This window comes from Merdimmobilis hominis (assembly GCF_016901855.1).
In the GTDB taxonomy this organism is placed as follows: domain Bacteria; phylum Bacillota; class Clostridia; order Oscillospirales; family Ruminococcaceae; genus Paludihabitans.
The window spans coordinates 1-17,300 of sequence record NZ_JACJKY010000014.1; the positions used below are offsets into that span (position 1 = coordinate 1).

The 17,300-nt window shown below is 50.8% G+C and carries 20 protein-coding genes; 12 read left to right on the top strand and 8 right to left on the bottom strand.

Going from position 1 to position 17,300, the window contains the following annotated elements; translation table 11 throughout:
* The 6 genes from H6A12_RS08905 to H6A12_RS08930 all read right to left on the bottom strand — a co-directional run.
* Positions 1–359: glycosyltransferase (locus H6A12_RS08905; protein WP_204447042.1), on the bottom strand; the 359-nt coding region annotated here is incomplete at its 3' end.
* Positions 360–444: 85 nt separating this feature from the next.
* Complete coding sequence (locus H6A12_RS08910) at positions 445–2,127, bottom strand: FAD-dependent oxidoreductase (protein WP_204447044.1); 1,683 nt, start codon at positions 2,125–2,127, stop codon at positions 445–447.
* Positions 2,128–2,157: 30 nt separating this feature from the next.
* Positions 2,158–2,466 (bottom strand): thioredoxin, encoded by a 309-nt coding sequence (gene trxA, locus H6A12_RS08915; protein WP_204447047.1) that lies wholly within the window; start codon positions 2,464–2,466, stop codon positions 2,158–2,160.
* Positions 2,467–2,524: 58 nt separating this feature from the next.
* Positions 2,525–3,112 carry a 4Fe-4S binding protein gene (locus H6A12_RS08920; protein WP_204447049.1) on the bottom strand — a complete coding sequence of 196 codons (588 nt, stop codon included), beginning with the start codon at positions 3,110–3,112 and terminating at the stop codon, positions 2,525–2,527.
* A complete protein-coding gene (locus H6A12_RS08925; RefSeq protein WP_204447051.1) occupies positions 3,109–3,300 on the bottom strand; it encodes a 4Fe-4S binding protein in 192 nt (63 codons plus the stop codon). Before H6A12_RS08925 ends, H6A12_RS08920 begins: the two co-directional genes overlap by 4 nt.
* Before the next feature lie 90 nt (positions 3,301–3,390).
* On the bottom strand, positions 3,391–4,056 hold the full coding sequence (locus tag H6A12_RS08930; protein WP_204447053.1) for a Crp/Fnr family transcriptional regulator: 666 nt from the start codon (positions 4,054–4,056) through the stop codon (positions 3,391–3,393).
* Between the two features lie 147 nt (positions 4,057–4,203).
* Between H6A12_RS08930 and hydF the strand changes: the two genes are divergently transcribed.
* From hydF to H6A12_RS08955, 5 genes are all read left to right on the top strand, one after another.
* Positions 4,204–5,400, top strand: coding sequence for a [FeFe] hydrogenase H-cluster maturation GTPase HydF (hydF, locus tag H6A12_RS08935; protein WP_204447055.1), 1,197 nt, complete (start codon positions 4,204–4,206; stop codon positions 5,398–5,400).
* A gap of 155 nt (positions 5,401–5,555) precedes the next feature.
* Positions 5,556–6,497 (top strand): 4Fe-4S binding protein, encoded by a 942-nt coding sequence (locus H6A12_RS08940; RefSeq protein WP_204447057.1) that lies wholly within the window; start codon positions 5,556–5,558, stop codon positions 6,495–6,497.
* A 115-nt stretch (positions 6,498–6,612) separates the two neighbouring features.
* On the top strand, positions 6,613–7,281 hold the full coding sequence (locus H6A12_RS08945; protein ID WP_204447059.1) for a cytochrome c biogenesis CcdA family protein: 669 nt from the start codon (positions 6,613–6,615) through the stop codon (positions 7,279–7,281).
* 18 nt (positions 7,282–7,299) lie between these two features.
* On the top strand, positions 7,300–7,845 hold the full coding sequence (locus H6A12_RS08950) for a TlpA family protein disulfide reductase (RefSeq protein WP_204447061.1): 546 nt from the start codon (positions 7,300–7,302) through the stop codon (positions 7,843–7,845).
* Between the two features lie 53 nt (positions 7,846–7,898).
* A complete protein-coding gene (locus H6A12_RS08955) occupies positions 7,899–8,378 on the top strand; it encodes a GNAT family N-acetyltransferase (protein ID WP_204447063.1) in 480 nt (159 codons plus the stop codon).
* A gap of 39 nt (positions 8,379–8,417) precedes the next feature.
* On the opposite strand, the gene H6A12_RS08960 is transcribed toward H6A12_RS08955, so the two are convergent.
* Together H6A12_RS08960 and H6A12_RS08965 are read right to left on the bottom strand one after the other, a co-directional pair.
* A complete protein-coding gene (locus H6A12_RS08960) occupies positions 8,418–9,134 on the bottom strand; it encodes a DUF1287 domain-containing protein (protein WP_243415433.1) in 717 nt (238 codons plus the stop codon).
* Positions 9,115–9,795: a SanA/YdcF family protein gene (locus H6A12_RS08965; RefSeq protein WP_204447064.1), complete on the bottom strand. Its 681-nt coding sequence runs from the start codon at positions 9,793–9,795 to the stop codon at positions 9,115–9,117. Before H6A12_RS08965 ends, H6A12_RS08960 begins: the two co-directional genes overlap by 20 nt.
* 177 nt (positions 9,796–9,972) lie before the next feature.
* On the opposite strand from H6A12_RS08965, the gene H6A12_RS08970 reads away from it, so the two are divergent.
* From H6A12_RS08970 to H6A12_RS09000, 7 genes are read left to right on the top strand one after another with little or no spacing between them, the layout of a single operon-like run.
* Complete coding sequence (locus tag H6A12_RS08970; protein ID WP_204447065.1) at positions 9,973–11,118, top strand: cysteine desulfurase family protein; 1,146 nt, start codon at positions 9,973–9,975, stop codon at positions 11,116–11,118.
* Between the two features lie 8 nt (positions 11,119–11,126).
* Entirely contained in the window at positions 11,127–12,305 is a 1,179-nt protein-coding gene (gene thiI, locus H6A12_RS08975) for a tRNA uracil 4-sulfurtransferase ThiI (RefSeq protein ID WP_204447066.1), read from the top strand.
* 5 nt (positions 12,306–12,310) lie between these two features.
* Positions 12,311–12,811, top strand: a complete 501-nt coding sequence (locus tag H6A12_RS08980) for a CinA family protein (RefSeq protein ID WP_204447067.1) — start codon at positions 12,311–12,313, stop codon at positions 12,809–12,811.
* Positions 12,812–12,840: 29 nt separating this feature from the next.
* Entirely contained in the window at positions 12,841–13,824 is a 984-nt protein-coding gene (locus tag H6A12_RS08985; protein WP_204447068.1) for a class B sortase, read from the top strand.
* A gap of 21 nt (positions 13,825–13,845) precedes the next feature.
* The gene (locus H6A12_RS08990; protein ID WP_204447070.1) at positions 13,846–15,030 is read left to right on the top strand and encodes a SpoIID/LytB domain-containing protein; all 1,185 of its coding nucleotides are present in this window, start codon (positions 13,846–13,848) and stop codon (positions 15,028–15,030) included.
* Positions 15,031–15,044: 14 nt separating this feature from the next.
* Positions 15,045–16,160, top strand: a complete 1,116-nt coding sequence (locus tag H6A12_RS08995) for an anaerobic sulfatase maturase (RefSeq protein ID WP_204447072.1) — start codon at positions 15,045–15,047, stop codon at positions 16,158–16,160.
* A 15-nt stretch (positions 16,161–16,175) separates the two neighbouring features.
* Entirely contained in the window at positions 16,176–17,216 is a 1,041-nt protein-coding gene (locus tag H6A12_RS09000) for an aldose epimerase family protein (protein ID WP_204447074.1), read from the top strand.
* Positions 17,217–17,300 lie beyond the last annotated feature (84 nt).

A 17,300-nucleotide genomic window follows, 5' to 3' on the forward strand; every position in this document is an offset into this window, starting at 1 on the left:
GTGTAGATCACGGTGAGCGGGTGTCGTTTGGAAAGAGCACCGGCCAATCGTCCGAGCACACCGCCGACCGGTGTGTGGCAGTGGAGAATGGAAATGGGAATGGAGCGGAGCAGATGCACAATCTCTTTCAGTGCGCGAAAGTTCTGCCGGAACAAAAACGGGGAACGCGCAATCGAAATCGGATGAAAGATGATTCCCAGTCGTTTGATCGCTTCGAGATCGGAAAGATAGGCGGGCTCTTTTTCATTTGCGGCAAAGTGTACCGTATATCCCATCCGCATGAGCCGCAGCGCGTTTTCCTTTTCAAATTTCAAGAGAAAATCGTGCGTCGTGGAAAGAATGAGCGCATGCCGTTGCATTGTTTGCCGCTCCTTTCTTTGCACAAATAAAAATCTCCTGCAAACAGTTTCGCCGTTTGCAGGAGATTTTATGCGTATTGATTTTTTATTTGCACTCGGTGCAGCGGTATTCGGGAACGCGGCGGTTTTTGGTCACCGCTTCGTAAAGCCGCCAGCCGCCTGCCAAGTTATAGCAGTCGTAGCCGTAACCGGATAAGATGCGGCATGCAATATAGCTGCGCAGTCCGCTGTGGCAGTGAACGTACACCGGTTTGCCCTTCGGAATCTCGCTTACGTGCTCGCGGAGGCTGTCGACCGGGATATGCATAAATCCGTCGATTGAACCGCGGCCGCGCTCGGTGTCGGTGCGCACATCGAGCAGTGTCACACTGCCGTCACGCGGCAGGGAAGCGACATCGTGCCAGAAGAATTGTTTTAACTTGCCCGACACAACGTTTTCTGCGACGAATCCCGCCATGTTGACCGGATCTTTCGCACTGCCGAACGGCGGTGCATAGCAAAGCTCGAGTTCTATAAGATCGGTGACTTTTGCGCCGAAGCGGATCGCCGTTGCCAGCACATCCATGCGTTTGTCCACACCGTCAAAACCGACGATCTGTGCACCGATGAGTTTAAGGGTGCCTTTTTCCCAGAGGAGTTTTACCGACATGTTGTTTGCACCCGGATAGTAGGACGCGTGGGACGCGGAGAACGTGTAGGTCTTATCGTAATCAATACCCGCAGCCGAAGCCGATTTTTCGTTTAAACCGGTTGTTGCCACGGTCATATCGAAAATCTTCAAGACAGCCGAGCCCTGTGTGCCGGTGTAACGGCTGTCGCCGCCGCAGATGTTGTCCGCCGCAATGCGACCCTGCTTGTTTGCAGGACCGGCCAGCGGAATCACAGCTGCGTTTTTCGACACAAAGTCAGTGACCTCTACTGCGTCGCCAACGGCGTAAATGTCGGGATTGGTTGTTTCCATCCGTTCGTTTACAACGATGGCACCGCGTGCATTCAACAGCAGACCGCACTCTTTTGCAAGCGTTGTTTCCGGACGGACACCGACTGCCATGATGAGCAGGTCAGCCGACACCGCACCGTTTTGCAGTTTTACATTCAAACGGCCGTTTTCGCGTTCGATTGCAGTCACGCCGTTATTTAAAATCACCGAAACGCCTTTTTGCGCAAGGTAGTTGTGCACATCTGCTGCCATATCGAAGTCGAGCGGTGCAATCAGATGATCGGACAGCTCCACAATCGTGGTGTCGATGCCTGCGTGGCTCAAATTCTCCGCCATTTCGACACCGATATAACCGCCGCCCACGACGACTGCCGATTTTGGCTCGCGTTCGTGGATGAATGTGTCAATTTTCATCGTGTCAGGAATGTTGCGCAGAGTAAAGACCGCCTCGTCGTCAATACCCGGAATCGCCGGACGGATTGGAGCCGCACCCGGCGAAAGAATCAGTTTGTCGTACGATTCTTCATACGTACTGCCGTCGTCCGAGCGGCGAATTGTTACGATGTGACGAATGGGATCAATGGAAAGCGCCTCGTTTTTGATTCTCACATCAATGCGGAAGCGGTTATAAAACTGCTGCGGTGTCTGGAGTGTGAGTGCGCTTTTTTCTTTGATGACGCCGCCGATATAATACGGCAGGCCGCAGTTTGCAAACGAAATGTATTCGCCGCGCTCAAGCAGAATGATCTCTGCCTGTTCGTCAAGGCGTCTTAAGCGTGCGGCAGCGGATGCACCGCCTGCCACACCGCCGATAATGACTACTTTCATGGGGAGTGTGCCTCCTTTGAATATTACTTTTTAGTCGAGCAGTGCCAAAACAGCTGCTTTCGCTTTGTAGCCGACCGAGGTGTTTGTGACTTTGCCGTCTTTTACGACTGCGAGCATCGGGATGGACATGACTTTGAATGCCTGTGCAAGCTCCGGCTGTTCGTCAACGTTTACCTTGCCGACTTTGATGTTCGCGTTTTCCTCAGCGATCTCGTCAACGATCGGGGAGAGCATCCGGCACGGACCGCACCAGGAAGCCCAGAAGTCCAGAAGAACCGGTTTTGTGCTTTTTAAAACTTCGGATTCAAAATTCTCTTTTGTGATAACAGTAACAGCCATGAATAATCTTCCTTTCGAAATTGTTGTTTATATATTGTTGAAAATAAAATGAATGACGTTAATTTTGATCGGTTTTTCCGTGCGCATGTGCTTTGCACACAAGCTGTGTCATCGTGCCCATCGGACAACATACACACCATGCACGCGGTTTATAAAGCACCATCAACACGATGCCAAGTATCGTCGAGGTGAGCATGATGCTGTAAAACCCGAATGCAAACTGCGACACCCATGCGGGCAATGCGGTTTCGGTATAGGCAAACGTCCAGGGAACCCGGAACGTCCAAAGGAGTGTGACCGCTGTTTTTAAGGAATCAGCGTTTAAAAAGATGCCGACGGTCTGTGCGATCATCAGTCCGAACATCGTCATGAAAAAGACGAGAAACCCATACCGGAAGATGCGGCTTTTTAAAAAGCGGGGCATCGGTTTGTTGCGGGACAGACGGAGCGTTTGCCCAAGCAGGGAAAACAACTGTCCGCGTCCGCAGTAGCGGTTGCAGTAGGCCTTGCTCTTGCCGAAAACGGAAATCAAAAGCGGGATCATGAAGCACAAAAGCCCGAGCCATGCAAACAGGATATTGAAAAACCCGAGAATCAAGTACAGCGCAGAAGCAACCCAAAGGTAGTCATAGAAATGTTTTTTCATGTGGCCGCCTCCATCGAAATCGCATCGGCAGGGCACATAGCCGCACATTTTGCACATCCGACACATCGGTCGCTCACCTGTGCATAAATGCCGCGAAAGACGGTGATTGCATGGAGCTTACACGCTGTTGTACAGCATCCGCAGGCGACACAGTGCGTTTTGTCGACGACTGCTTTTCGTTTTGCCATAGAAGTTATTGCCTCCTTGTGTCTTGTTCTGAGGCTATTATATGGCGCGAATCAGAAAAGTTCCGTGACAAAATCACATTTGCGCAAAATTTACGCGTCACCTGCCAAAAGTGAAAGCGATTCTTTGTCGGTCAAACGGATTTCCTTGCGCGAAAGGACGATCATCTGCTCGGATTGGAGATATTTGAGCATCCGGGAAACGACTTCGCGCGCAGTTCCTAAATGTGCGGCAATCTGTTCATGCGTGAGCGTGAGAGTGTCGGTATGATAGAGTTCACTTTGACTGCACAAAAACGCGGCAAGCCGGCTGTCCATCCGTTTAAACAGAATCTGATCCACAAGCCACAGAATATCGGCAAGACGGTTTGACATGATGCCGCTTGTGAAATTGGAAACCGCAATGTTTGTTTGTAAGACTGACTGATACACCTGCGCCGGAATGCGGTAAAGCGTCACATCGGTCTGTGCTTCCACAAGAAGCGGGAACGGGATGCGCGACAGAATGCACGAAGCGGAAAACAGACAGAAATCTCCCTCTTTTAACTGATACAGCGTGACCTCGCGCCCTTCTTCTGAAATCATATAGACACGCAGAATTCCGCGTGTCACGGCATAGAGCGCTTCGCACTGGTCGGTGCTGTTTTTTAAAACGGTGCCGCGTTCATAGGAAACCAAGCGTGCACTTTCTAAAAACAGCGTCTGCTCCTCTTTTGAAAGCTTGCCCCAAATATCGCCGAAAAATTCGCGCAGTTCCAAACCGATTCCTCCTTAAATCGTCGTTTGTTTTCATTATATCGGATTTCATCAAAGTGTCAACCGAAAGGCAAGGAAACCGTTTGTCTCGCTTTTTTTGACGGAGTATGCTATACTGAATACAATGTCTGCACAGGAAGAAGGATCGTTATGAGTTTACAGTCAACCCCATCCGCCGAACGCATTCACATCGGACTGTTCGGCAGACGCAACGCCGGCAAATCGAGTGTGATGAATGCGCTGACCGGCCAGAATCTTGCCATTGTTTCGGATGTAAAAGGCACCACCACCGACCCGGTGCTAAAATCCATGGAGCTTTTGCCGCTTGGACCCGTTGTGTTTATTGACACGCCCGGCTTGGACGACGAGGGAGAGCTTGGGCAGATGCGGATAAAAAAAGCATATCAGATGCTCAATAAAACGGATATTGCACTTGTTGTGGTCGATGCCGGCGAGGGTCTTTCGCCGCTTGAGGAAACGCTCATCGAAACGATACAGAAAAAGCAGATTCCGTATCTTTTGGTGTTCAATAAATCGGATACAGCAAAAAAACAAGACCTGCCTGCGCACAGCATTCCTGTCAGTGCGAAAACAGGCGAACATATTCACGAACTTAAAGAAGCGATCGCCGCATGCAAGCCTGCCGATTCGAACAAACGGATTATCGGTGATCTGATTCATCCAAACGATACGATCGTGCTGGTGACACCGATTGACGAAGCCGCACCGAAAGGCCGGCTCATTCTGCCGCAGCAGCAGACGATCCGCGATATTTTAGACAGTGACGCGTACTGCATCGTCACAAAGGAAACAACGCTTACACATGCGCTTTCATCTTTAAAAGAACCGCCTGCGCTTGTTGTTACGGACAGTCAGGCGTTCGGCAAGGTGTCGAAGATTGTTGACGAATCGATTCCGCTTACATCGTTTTCGATTCTGTTTGCACGCTATAAAGGAAATCTTCAAACGGTCGCAGCCGGTGCAGCGGCACTTGACCGTTTAAAAGACGGCGATACTGTACTCATCTGCGAGGGCTGTACGCATCACAGACAGTGCGGCGATATCGGCACCGTGAAACTGCCGAACTGGATTTCTTCCTATACGAAAAAAGACCTGCATTTTGTGTTTAAAAGCGGCACGGAATTTCCTGATGATCTTTCACCGTATGCAATGGTGGTGCACTGCGGCGGCTGTATGCTTAATGAGCGGGAAGTGAACTACCGCATGAAATGTGCCGCCGATCAGGGCGTTCCATTTACAAACTACGGCATTTTAATCGCGCAGGTTCATGGAATTTTAAAGCGTGCAGTCGCACCGTTTGCAGAAATTTCTGCACTGTTTTCATAAAATGGTTGGCGCTGCGGTTCAGAATCACATGAATCCGCTGCGGCAGTATTTTTTAAAAGATTGTTAAAAATGCTGTTCAAATTCGACATCGTGTGGTATACTGAGCGTATCAGACGTGTATTGTTTTTGATTTGACAAGTAAAGGAGAATGGATTATGGCAGCACTTACGATTCCGCCAGCAGAGGAAAAACGCGTCAAAGGTCTTGGCTTTTTGAGCAACAAAGGCACGGATAATTTTTCCGGACGCATCATCACGAAAAACGGCAAAATTACCGCGGCACAGGCTGCCTGTATTGCAGAAGCTGCAGAGAAATTCGGCAACGGCAATATCACATTTACAACCCGTTTGACGGTTGAAGTGCAGGGCATCCCGTTTGATCAGATTGAACCGTTCCGCGAATATATTGCAAAAGCAGATCTTGTCACCGGCGGCACAGGCGCAAAAGTGCGTCCGGTTGTGTCATGTAAAGGTACAACCTGCCAGTATGGTCTTATCGATACATTTGCGCTTTCCGAAGAGGTTCACGACCGCTTCTTCGTGGGTTATAGCAATGTTTCGCTTCCGCACAAATTTAAAATCGCAGTCGGCGGATGTCCGAACAACTGTGTAAAACCGGATTTGAACGATATCGGCATCATCGGTCAGCGCGCACCGAAATTTGATGCAGAGAAATGCAGAAACTGCAAAAAATGTCCGATTGAAGAGGCATGTCCGGTCAAAGCCGCAAAACGCGGTGAAGCAAGCATGACCATCGACAGCACCGAGTGCACCAACTGCGGTCGCTGTGCAGGAAAATGCTATTTTGATGCACTGAGCGAGAGTGTTGACTGCTATAAAATCTATATCGGCGGCCGTTGGGGCAAACGTGTGGCACAGGGACGCACACTGTCTCGTCTGTTCACTGACAAAGAAGAAGTATTGGCAATCGTCGAAAAAGCAATGCTTCTGTTCCGTGATCTTGGATATGTCGGCGAGCGTTTTTCGCAGACAATCGATCGTCTTGGCATCGAGAAAGTGGAAGAACTGCTCTACTCGGACGAGCTGCTTGCACGCAAAGATGAAATTTTGGCAGCAGAGCTTAAAAAACGCCCGTAAGAAAATATCTGGTTTCAAAAAATCCTCCGGCTTCCGGAGGATTTTTTCTTGTCATCAAAGAAAAGTTATGGTATACTAACGCCGTATACATTCTACGTTTGACAGGAGAACGACTATGCAATATCTGCTTGTGTTTTTGGAAGGAATCATCACGTTTATTTCGCCGTGTCTTTTGCCGATGCTGCCGATTTATGTGTCGTATTTTGCAGGCAGCGATACGCAGAACAAGCGCGGCGCAGCCATTAAGAATGCGCTTGGCTTCGTGCTTGGTTTTACGGTGTTTTTTACGCTGATGGGTGCGTTTGCCGGCACCATCGGCAGTTTTCTCACACAGTATCAAACGATCGTGAATATTGTTGCAGGTGCCGTGATCGTTTTGTTCGGTCTGTCGATGCTTGATTTGTTCAAGCTTTCGTTTTTTAAAGGCATGCGCGGCACGATGAAGCATCATACACTCGGATTTTTCTCGTCCATTTTGTTCGGTATGATCTTTTCGGTCGGATGGACACCGTGTGTCGGTGCATTTTTGGGGTCTGCACTGATGATGGCGGCGAGCAGCGGTCAAGCGCTTGACGGTGTACTCATGCTGTTGTGTTATTCGCTGGGACTTGGCATTCCGTTTGTGGTGAGTGCTGTGCTGATCGATAAATTAAAATCCACATTTGCGTTTATCAAATCGCATTATCGTGTCATCAATCTGATTTCGGGCGGACTGCTGATTGTAGTCGGTATTTTGATGATGACAGGACTGTTTGGAATGTTTTTGTCGCTGCTTACATTTTAATATGACGGAGGGAATGAAATGAAAAAACAGGCATGGCTTTGGATCTCTTTGGCAGTCGGTCTTGTGGTACTGATCGGCGCGGCGGCGATTCTCTATCCGATGCTTTCAAAAGAAGTACAGACACCGGATGCAGAACAATCTGCGCAGACGATTCCATACGTCGATTTTACGGCAGTCGATGCAGAAGGGAATGAAGTATCGCTTTCGGATTATATCGGCAAGCCGATTGTACTGAATTTCTGGGCATCATGGTGTCCGCCGTGCAAATCGGAAATGCCCGATTTTGATGCAGTGGCGAAAGAACTTGACGGCGAAGTTGTGTTTTTGATGGTGGATATGGTCGACGGTATGCAGGAAACAAAAGAAAAAGGCGAGCGGTTTATCAAGGAACAGGGCTTTTCTTTTCCGGTGCTGTATGACGTCAATCAGGATGCTGCCATGAAATACGGTGTTTCTTCTTTGCCGACCACCTATTTCATCAATAAAGACGGCAATATCGTCACCGGTGCGATGGGCGCCATTTCGAAGACCAATTTGCTCAGAGGAATTGAAATGATTCAGTAAGCTGCTGTCCGCACGCGGTATATTCGATGAATGCAACGGAAGGAGAGGTTTCGGTGACAAAGCTTGTTCCGGTGGAAGAAATGTATTTCACCGACTTGTTTGAACTTGAGCACGATGAGGAAACGGCGTATCTTTCCGGATGTGAAACGCCGCGCACGCGCGAAGAGATTGCACAGGCATATGAGGCACGCCGGGGAAAAAGCACACCGCTTGCAGTGTATATGATTGTGGATGATGACATCGTTGCCGGAAAAATCGAGTGTTATCGGCTTGATGAAACAACCGCATATGTCGGTGTCGTCATAAAGCCGGCACACCGGAGAAACGGCTATGCCAAAAAAGCGCTCGGCCTGCTGTGCAAAGCAGAGCGTGAGCGGTCAGCCGGCGTACGTTTGAAAGCGGAAATCTATGCGGATAATCCCGGCAGTATGCAGTTTTTTGAAGCATGCGGCTTTCACCGGACAGGTACCGTAACCGAGGAGATCTTCCGCGGTCAGCCGCGCATGCTTTATGAATATGAATATCGCGGTTAAAACAAACACCGCACAGGATAGCTGTCCTGTGCGGTGTTTTTATGTAGGTTCGAATGTAATCTTCAATTCATCCGGCAGTGCGTTGCCGTCAAACCGGAAATGACCGCTGATTGTGCCGCATCGCTGCAGCGCATCTTCTTCGCGGCGGAGTTGTCCGCTGTTGTGAATGAGGAATGGAATTCCCTGTGCATTGCGCCGGTCTGAAATGATACCGATGTGATGGTCGCCGAATGTGACGATATCGCCCGCCTGCCATGCGGCAATGTCGGTCGGATCGGTGGTGAGTATCTGCGCGTATTTTGAAAAGAATACCCGCAGGTTCGGCACCCGGCGGAAATCGATGTTTGCATCACGCACGCCACCGGTTCGGGGATAATCTTCAATCGACGCACGGATATCGGTATCGACCATCTCTTTTAATGAATAGCCCGCCTCACGGAATGATCGCCAGACCACATCGGTGCAGACACCGCGGTCTTCGGGCGGATAGCCGCCCGCTACATAGCTGCCGTCATATACAGGACGGTTTTGTGCATCCTTTCGCGCACCGATGAGCAGGTCGAGCGTGTCGTCGATGCCGTTTTCGTTGAAATCAACACCGCTTTGTCTGATCGAAAGAGAAAAGTCCTCGTCTGTGTAAAACGGAACAGCAGCAAAGCCGGCGCACTCGAGTGCAAGCCAAAGCATACACAGCAGAAAAATTGCGCACAATCCCGATAAAAACCGACCTTTTAATTCACAAATCGTTTGTAACATTGCCGTTTCCTCCGATGGGGATGGCTTCGCCTAAATAGGTTGGTTTCGGTTTTACCGCGCAGTAGATGACATCCTTTGCGCGGGCGAAGATCTCGCGGAAATCGCGTGAAAGCTGTCCTGCCATGCGTGTTTTGTCGGCGCTTACGCCATACGCTTCCATTCCCATTGCACGCGCGTCATAGATTGCGCGCGAGAGGTGATATTCCTGGGTCACAATCAGCACACGCTTTACACCGAAGATCTCTTTTGCGCGATACATGCTTTCGTATGTGGAAAATCCGGCATGATCCATGAAAACCGCTTCGGAGTTTACCCCGCGCGTCACCGCATATGATTTCATGATATTTACTTCGTCATAGTCTTTTTGTCCGTGATCGCCGCTTACAAGAATGCGGTCGGACACGCCTGCTTGAAACAGCGAAATGCCCATATCGAGCCGTTCGGCAAGCAGTGGGCTTGGCTCACCGCCGCGTACACCTGCACCGAGCACCAAAATACAGTCAAACGACTTTGTGCCGGCCTCTGTTTCGGTCAAAATGGCGTCTGCGGAATTGTGGCGGACAAAAAAGTCGGCGGCGAGCACAAATGCCGTGCACAGCACGCATACAATGACTGCAAAGAGAATCAGCCGAAAGAATAAACGAGAGATGTGATGTGACATGAAAAATCCCCTCCGTTTCTTATGTCCATCATACCAACGAATCGTCATAAAGTCAAATAACAGATTTGTCACATTTCCCCTCGGCAAAACCTGGACACAGGCAAGAAAAGGGTTGCGGTTTTTTGTGAAACGCGGTACAATAAAACCATCTATTGAATCAAGGAAAGGGCGAACCGATTGGAAATTTATCTCGATAACAGTGCGACAACAAAACCGTGTGCAGAGGCGGTAGAAGCGTGTGTAAACGCTATGACAAAGACATACGGCAACCCGTCCTCACTGCATGATGTGGGCTTTGCGGCAGAAAAGTGCATCAAAGAAGCGAAAAAGCAGATTGCCGCCGCGTTAAAATGCGATGTGTCGGAGATTGTGTTCACCTCGGGTGCAACGGAATCGAATAACTTGGCACTTGTCGGTGCGGCACAGGCAAAAATCCGGAGAGGGAAAACGATCGTGATTTCGGCGGTCGAGCATCCTTCCGTGCTCGAAACGGTGCATGCACTCGCACAGCAGGGATTCACCGTAAAAACGGTGCAGCCGCAGTCAGACGGTACGTTTTCTGCGCAGTCGTTTGCCGATGCGGTCGACAGCGATACAACGCTTGTGAGCTGTATGATGGTCAATAACGAAACGGGCCTTTTGCTGCCGATTGCAGAGATTGCCGCGGCAGTCAAAGCAAAAAAGCCGGACGTGCTGGTTCACACCGATGCCGTGCAGGCGTTTTTGAAGCTTCCGATTCGGTTTCCCGCGCTTTCGGTTGATTTGATGAGTATCAGCGGCCACAAGGTCTATGCGCCAAAGGGAATCGGTGCGCTGATTGTCAAAAAAGGCGTGCGGCTTATCCCACAGATTACCGGCGGCGGCCAGCAAAACGGCGTGCGCTCTGGAACAGAGCCGGTGCCGATGATCGCGGCGTTCGGTGCGGCAGTGGCTGCACAGCGGACAAAGCTGTCTGCACGCATTGCGCATTACGAAGCGCTGTCAAAACGGCTGCGCGATGCGTTTTCGCAGAATGAAGATGTGTCATTCCGGTCAGGTGACGCGTGTGTGCCGTATATCGTGAGCTTGTCCGTGTTCGGTGTGCGCTCAGAGACGATGCTGCATTTCTTGGAGCAGAAAGGCATCTATGTATCGAGCGGAAGCGCTTGTGCAAAAGGTGCACACAGCCATGTCATGGACGCACTCGGCGTTGACCGCATGACAGCGGACGAAACACTGCGCATAAGCTTTTCGCCCGAAACGACAGAAGAGATGATCGACACACTCGTGTCGGCAATTTTAGAAGGAGAACAGACACTCGCAAAACAGCGGGTGAGAGGATAGGAGAAACTATGAACGAAGCCATTTTATTAAAAACAGGAGAAATTGCGTTAAAAGGACTCAACCGCGGTTCGTTTGAGGATATTCTGGTCAAAAACATCCGCTGGCGGTTAAAGCCGTTCGGTGCGTTTGACATTCAGCGTGCGCAGTCGACGATTACCGTACGCCCGAAATCGGACGACATTGATTTGGACGAAGTGTGTGACGCAATGGGCAAGGTGTTCGGCATCGCGGCATATTCGCGTGCGCTCGTCACCGAAAAAGATTTGGGTACCATCTTAAGAGATGCTGTTGCTTATTTAAAAGACGACCTTTCCGGGATTCGTACGTTTAAAGTGGAGGCAAAGCGGTCGGACAAATCGTTCCCGTACAAATCGCCGGAGATTTCGCGCGAAGTTGGTGCGGCACTGCTTTCGGCATATCCGCATCTGCGCGTAGACGTACATCATCCGCAGATGACTGTCATCGTCGAAATCCGCGACTTTGCGGCATATATCCACGGTGCACAGCGCGAGGGTGCAGGCGGTATGCCGGTTTCTTCGAGCGGACAGGCGCTTCTGCTTGTGTCGGGCGGCATCGACAGCCCGGTTGCAGGCTATATGATGGCGCGCCGCGGATTAAAGATTTCGGCAATCCATTTTGTAAGCCCGCCGTATACGAGTGCGCGTGCGCTCGACAAGGTGGAAACACTGCTTCAGACATTGACCGATTATACCGGAAATATCACGTTTTACTGCGTGCCGTTTACGAAATTGCAGGAAGCCATCCGCGACCACTGTCCGGAAGAGCTGTTTACAATTATCATGCGCCGATTGATGATGGAGATTGCCGTGCGTGTGGCGCGTGCGCATGATCTGCCGGCGCTCATTACCGGCGAGAGCTTAGGTCAGGTGGCAAGCCAGACAATCTTGTCGCTTGCGGCAACCAACGCAGCATCCGACCGTCCGGTGTTCCGTCCGCTCATCGGCATGGACAAAAAGGACATCGTCGCCATCGCGCGTAAGATCAACACGTTTGAAACATCTATCTTGCCGTATGAGGACTGCTGCACCGTGTTTACGCCGAAACGGCCGAAAACACGTCCGACACTCCGCTATGTTGAGGAGTCGCAGGCATTGTTTGATTTTGAACCGCTGCTTGCCGAAGCGGTCGAAAATATTGAGGAAAAAGTCATTCGTCTGGAGTGGTGAAGAGAATGAATCTGCAGACTGAAGCCGAAGCACTTGTAACACTGCTCGCTGCACGCGGCCTCACGATTGCCACAGCCGAAAGCTGTACCGGCGGGATGGCAGCGGCGGCGATCACCTCCGTTTCGGGCGCTTCGTCTGTGTTTGAATATGGGGCGGTTACATACGCAAACCGAATCAAGGAGGAAATGCTCGGCGTGCGTGAATCGTCACTGCGGCAGTACGGCGCAGTGAGCGAGGCGGTTGCATGCGAAATGGCGGAAGGTGTCCGCGCGCGTGCAAAGAGCGACGTGGGAATTTCCACCACCGGAATCGCCGGCCCAACCGGCGCGGTCGAGGGCAAACCGGTCGGTACGGTGTATATTGCCGTATCGTATCGGGGGAAAACCGTATGGGAACGGCTCGATTTATTGGCTGAATGCGGAAACGACCGGCAAAACATCCGGACAGAGACGGTGATTCGCCTGTTTCGAAAAACAGTGGATCTCATTGACCGGCAGGATTCTTAAGACCCATTGAATCCGGAAAGGAGCACACCATGGAAGAAAAAGAGAAAATGACAATCGAACAGCAAGAGGAACATACCGATCAGAAACAGAAAAAAGGCGGCGCACACGCAAAACCGAAGAAAAAATCACTGTCACAAAAGATTTTGCTTGCATTGACAATCATTTGTCTGGTGGGCGCAGTGATTAGCGGCGGTTTGATTTTGATGAAATATTTGATTATCCGCCACGATCAAAGCGAGGCGGACAAGTTGTATCAAAAAACGGAATCGTCGGAGGAGGTCGCACCCGAATCTGAACCGGAGCTCGATCCGACTACGGGCATTATTTCGGATTTCAATGCGCTTTATAATGTCAATCAGGACATCAAAGGCTATGTCTACATCGACGGAACAGGACTTTCTTCGGTTGTGGTGCAGAGCGACGACAATGACTACTATCTGCGCCGCAATTTTTACGGCAAATCGATTCTGGGTATTCCGTTTATCGACTATCGTGCAGAGATTACGCCGACAGACCAGAGCCAGAACCTGACGCTTTACGGCCATGCGGCAAGCGACGGTTCATATTTTGCGCCGATCAAAGAGTATAAGAGCCTTGATTTTTATAAACAGCATCCGATTATCAACTTCGATACGATCTACGGCCGCGGTCAGTATAAAGTAATCGGTGCGTTTATGGCAGAAGTCGACCCCGATATGGAAGGTTATTTCGGCTATCACGATTATGTGGATATGACGGAAGAACAGTTTGAAACGTTCCTTTTGGAAATCGACAAACGTTCGTATTTCAATACAACCGTCGATGTCGATTACTCCGACCGGTTTATTACACTGTCGACTTGCGAAACACTGACACCGGAAAAACCGACACCGTACCGCATGGTGGTTGTTGCAAGAAAAGTGCGTCCGGGCGAGCCGTATGCAGTGAATGTCGAAGGCGCAACAATCAACAAAGATATGATCATGCCCGAGGTCTGGGTGGAGCAAAACGGAAAAGCCAATCCGTATGCATAATTATAGAAAGGACGAATTGCGATGAAAAAATGGATGGTTCATCTGGCGTCGTTTGGTGCCGCCGTGTCGGTTTTGGCCGTATCGGTTGGTATGAGCGCAGATGCGTTTGCCTATATGCCGACAAGCGCGCAGACAGATCCGCTCGCAGGTGTTGTGCAGGGACAGGAGCCGGGCATTGCTGAGATTGAATCATCGTTAGAGGGCGAATGGTTTGACGGCGGAACGAATGAACTGCCGTTTGATATTTCAGAAGATGATCTGCTCAATGTGAGCGTATTTTCGTCTGTGCCGCTTCCGTCCGTTTCAGACGCTGTGCCGGGCCAATCCACGCTGTCATCTGAATCGGGCGTGCTTGGCTCATCGCTTCCTGCATTTGAGTCTGCACCGGCTGAATCATCCTCACCTGCTTCCTCGCGCCCGCCGGTTTCGTCCGCACCGTCTTCTTCGTCGTCTTCTGAGGAAGCCGGACCAGACGATGAGCTTCTGCTCATTTTAGCAGGTGCGGTACAGCGGGAAATTGTCGGTACCAATACGGTGCCGAGTGCGAAATATTACGAAGCATATAAAGCGCAGGCGGTTGCCTGCCACAGCTATATGGAAAACTACCGCAGAACATACGGCAGATACCCGTCGATGTCGTATGCCACACCGCATGCGAAAACGATTGCGCTTGTGCGCGAGGTGTATGACGAGGTGGCCTATTACGGCAGTGTGCCGGCAAATACCGTCTATCATGCGGCGGCAGGCGGTCACACACAGTCAAGCCAGTACGTGTGGGGAAGCTCCATCTCATACTTAAAAGCGGTTGACAGCGCGTATGACGACTATCCGAGCACATTTTCCATCTCGGCCGACAGTGCGCGTCAAAAGCTTACTGCCGCAGGCATTTCTGTGAGCGGCGAGCCGGAAACGTGGTTTTCGCTTGACGGCGCCACCTATACAGACGGTGATTTTGTCTATACACTGCCGGTGTGCGGTGTGCAGGTGAGTGTGCGAACTTTACGCGAAAGCGTGTTCGGTACGGCGCAGTTAAAAAGTACAAAAATCACCTCGATTTCTGTAAGCGGCGATGTGATCACGTTTTCCACCAAGGGATACGGTCACGGTGTTGGCATGAGTCAGCGCGGTGCACTCGGCTATTCCGCCGCGGGAAAAGATTACCGCTTCATTTTGACCCACTACTATCCGGGAATCACGATCCGATAAGGAGAAGTTTATTTATGCCAGCCATTTCTATGCTCATTAAACCGGCATCCTCGTCATGCAATATGCGGTGTGCCTACTGCTTTTACAGCGACGTCGCCAATCGGCGCGAAATTGCCAACTACGGCATCATGTCAGAGGAAACGCTCGAGATTATCGTCAAAAAGGCGTTTGCCTATGCCGACACGATGGCGGCATTCGGCTTTCAGGGCGGTGAGCCGACACTTGCAGGTCTTGATTTTTTCAAAAAGGTCATCGAATTGCAAAAGAAGTACAACACAAAGCATATCCGCGTTACGAATGCGATTCAGACAAACGGCATGACGATGAACGACGAGTGGGCACAGTTTCTGCACGACAACGACTTTTTGGTCGGACTGTCGCTCGACGGCGTGCAGGCCGTGCATGACAAATACCGGCTGGATGCAGAGGGCAACGGCACATTTGCACGCGTCGTGAATGCCGCGCGCATCATGGAACGGCACCATGTCGAGTTCAACATCCTCTCAACCGTCAACCGCGACGTTGCGGAGAATATCGAACGGATCTATTACTTTTTTAAAAAGCAGAAATTTTCGTATCTGCAGTTTATCCCGTGCCTCGATGAGCTAAAAACGGCAGGCGGTCACAGCTATTCGCTCACACCCGAACTGTACGGCGAATTTTTAAAAAAGCTGTTTAAGCTTTGGTATGTGGACTTGAATACGAACCATCCGGTCAGTGTGCGTTATTTCGACAACCTCGTCATGATGCTCGCCGGATATCCGCCGGAAAGCTGCGGAATGTCGGGCGTTTGCAGCTGCTATTTCATGATTGAAGCAGACGGCAGCGTCTATCCGTGTGACTTCTATGTCACGGATGAATGGCGCATCGGCAATGTGCACACCGACGAATTTGATGTGATGCTCCGGTCGGAGAATGCCCGCCGGTTTGTCGAAACATCCTATGCCGTTGCGGACGACTGCAAAACATGTCCGTATTACCGGCTGTGCCGCGGCGGATGCCGCAGAAACCGCGAGCCGATCGCACTTGGAGAAAATACAAAAAATGCGCTGTGTCCAGCGTTCTATACGTTTTTTGAATATGCTGCGGATGACCTGGCAAAAGTCGCACAGCGTATCCGCCGCAGATAAGGGGAGGAATCATCAATGACAACCATTCAGTCGTATGCATTCGGAACAGCCGCGAACGGAGAACCGGTTCGCGGTTTCCGGCTGTCTAATGAGAAAATCGAAGCAGACATCATCACGCTCGGTGCCGCTGTTCAGTCCGTGCGCGTGCCCGACCGAACCGGCGCCATGACAGACGTGTGTCTTGGATTTTCGGATGTGCAGGGTTATGAAACACAGACATGCTTTATCGGCGCAGTCGTCGGCCGGTATGCAAACCGCATCGGCGGCGCATCGTTTTCGTTAAACGGCAAAACGTATCCGCTTTTTAAAAACGACGGCGAACATCATCTGCACGGCGGTCCGACCGGCTTTCATACGAAAAACTGGGACGCACAGGTGTGCGGTGAAACGCTTGTGCTTTCCTGCAAGAGCGCAGACATGGAGGAAGGATATCCAGGCAATATGACCGTTTGGGTGACATACGCACTGACCGAAGCGGGCGGCCTTTCGATTTCGTATGAAGCACAGAGCGACAAAGATACCGTCTGCAATCTCACAAACCATGCGTATTTCAATCTGTCGGGTGACCGGTGCGATACCATCTGTACGCACGAAATCAAAATCAACGCCGACCGCTTCACACGCGTAGACGGCGGTGCAATCCCGACCGGCGAGCTGCCGGAGGTGGCAGGTACACCGTTTGATTTCCGCGATTTTCATGCAATCGGCGCGCGGATTGATGAGGAAAACAGCGATCTGCAATCAGTCGGCGGCTATGACCACAACTTCGTCATCCGCGGCGAGGGCTTCCGTGAGGCGGCTTGTGTGCGCTGCGAGGAAACCGGAGTCGAAATGCGTGTGTTCACTGATTTGCCGGGCATGCAGTTTTATGCCGGAAACTTTTTGGACGGCAGTTTTGTCGGAAAAACGGGCAAACCATACGAAAAACGCAGCGGTTTCTGTCTGGAAACGCAGTACTTCCCGGATTCGCCGAATCGACCGGAATTTCCCTGCTGTGTCTTAAAAGCAGGCGCGCGTTTTGCATCAAAAACGGTCTATGAATTCGAGCAGTTTTGACTTGCTCGTGAATATTAACAAAAGAGAATGAAATTTTCTACACTTTTATCACGGAAATGGTGGAAAATTTATTTCGTTTATGGT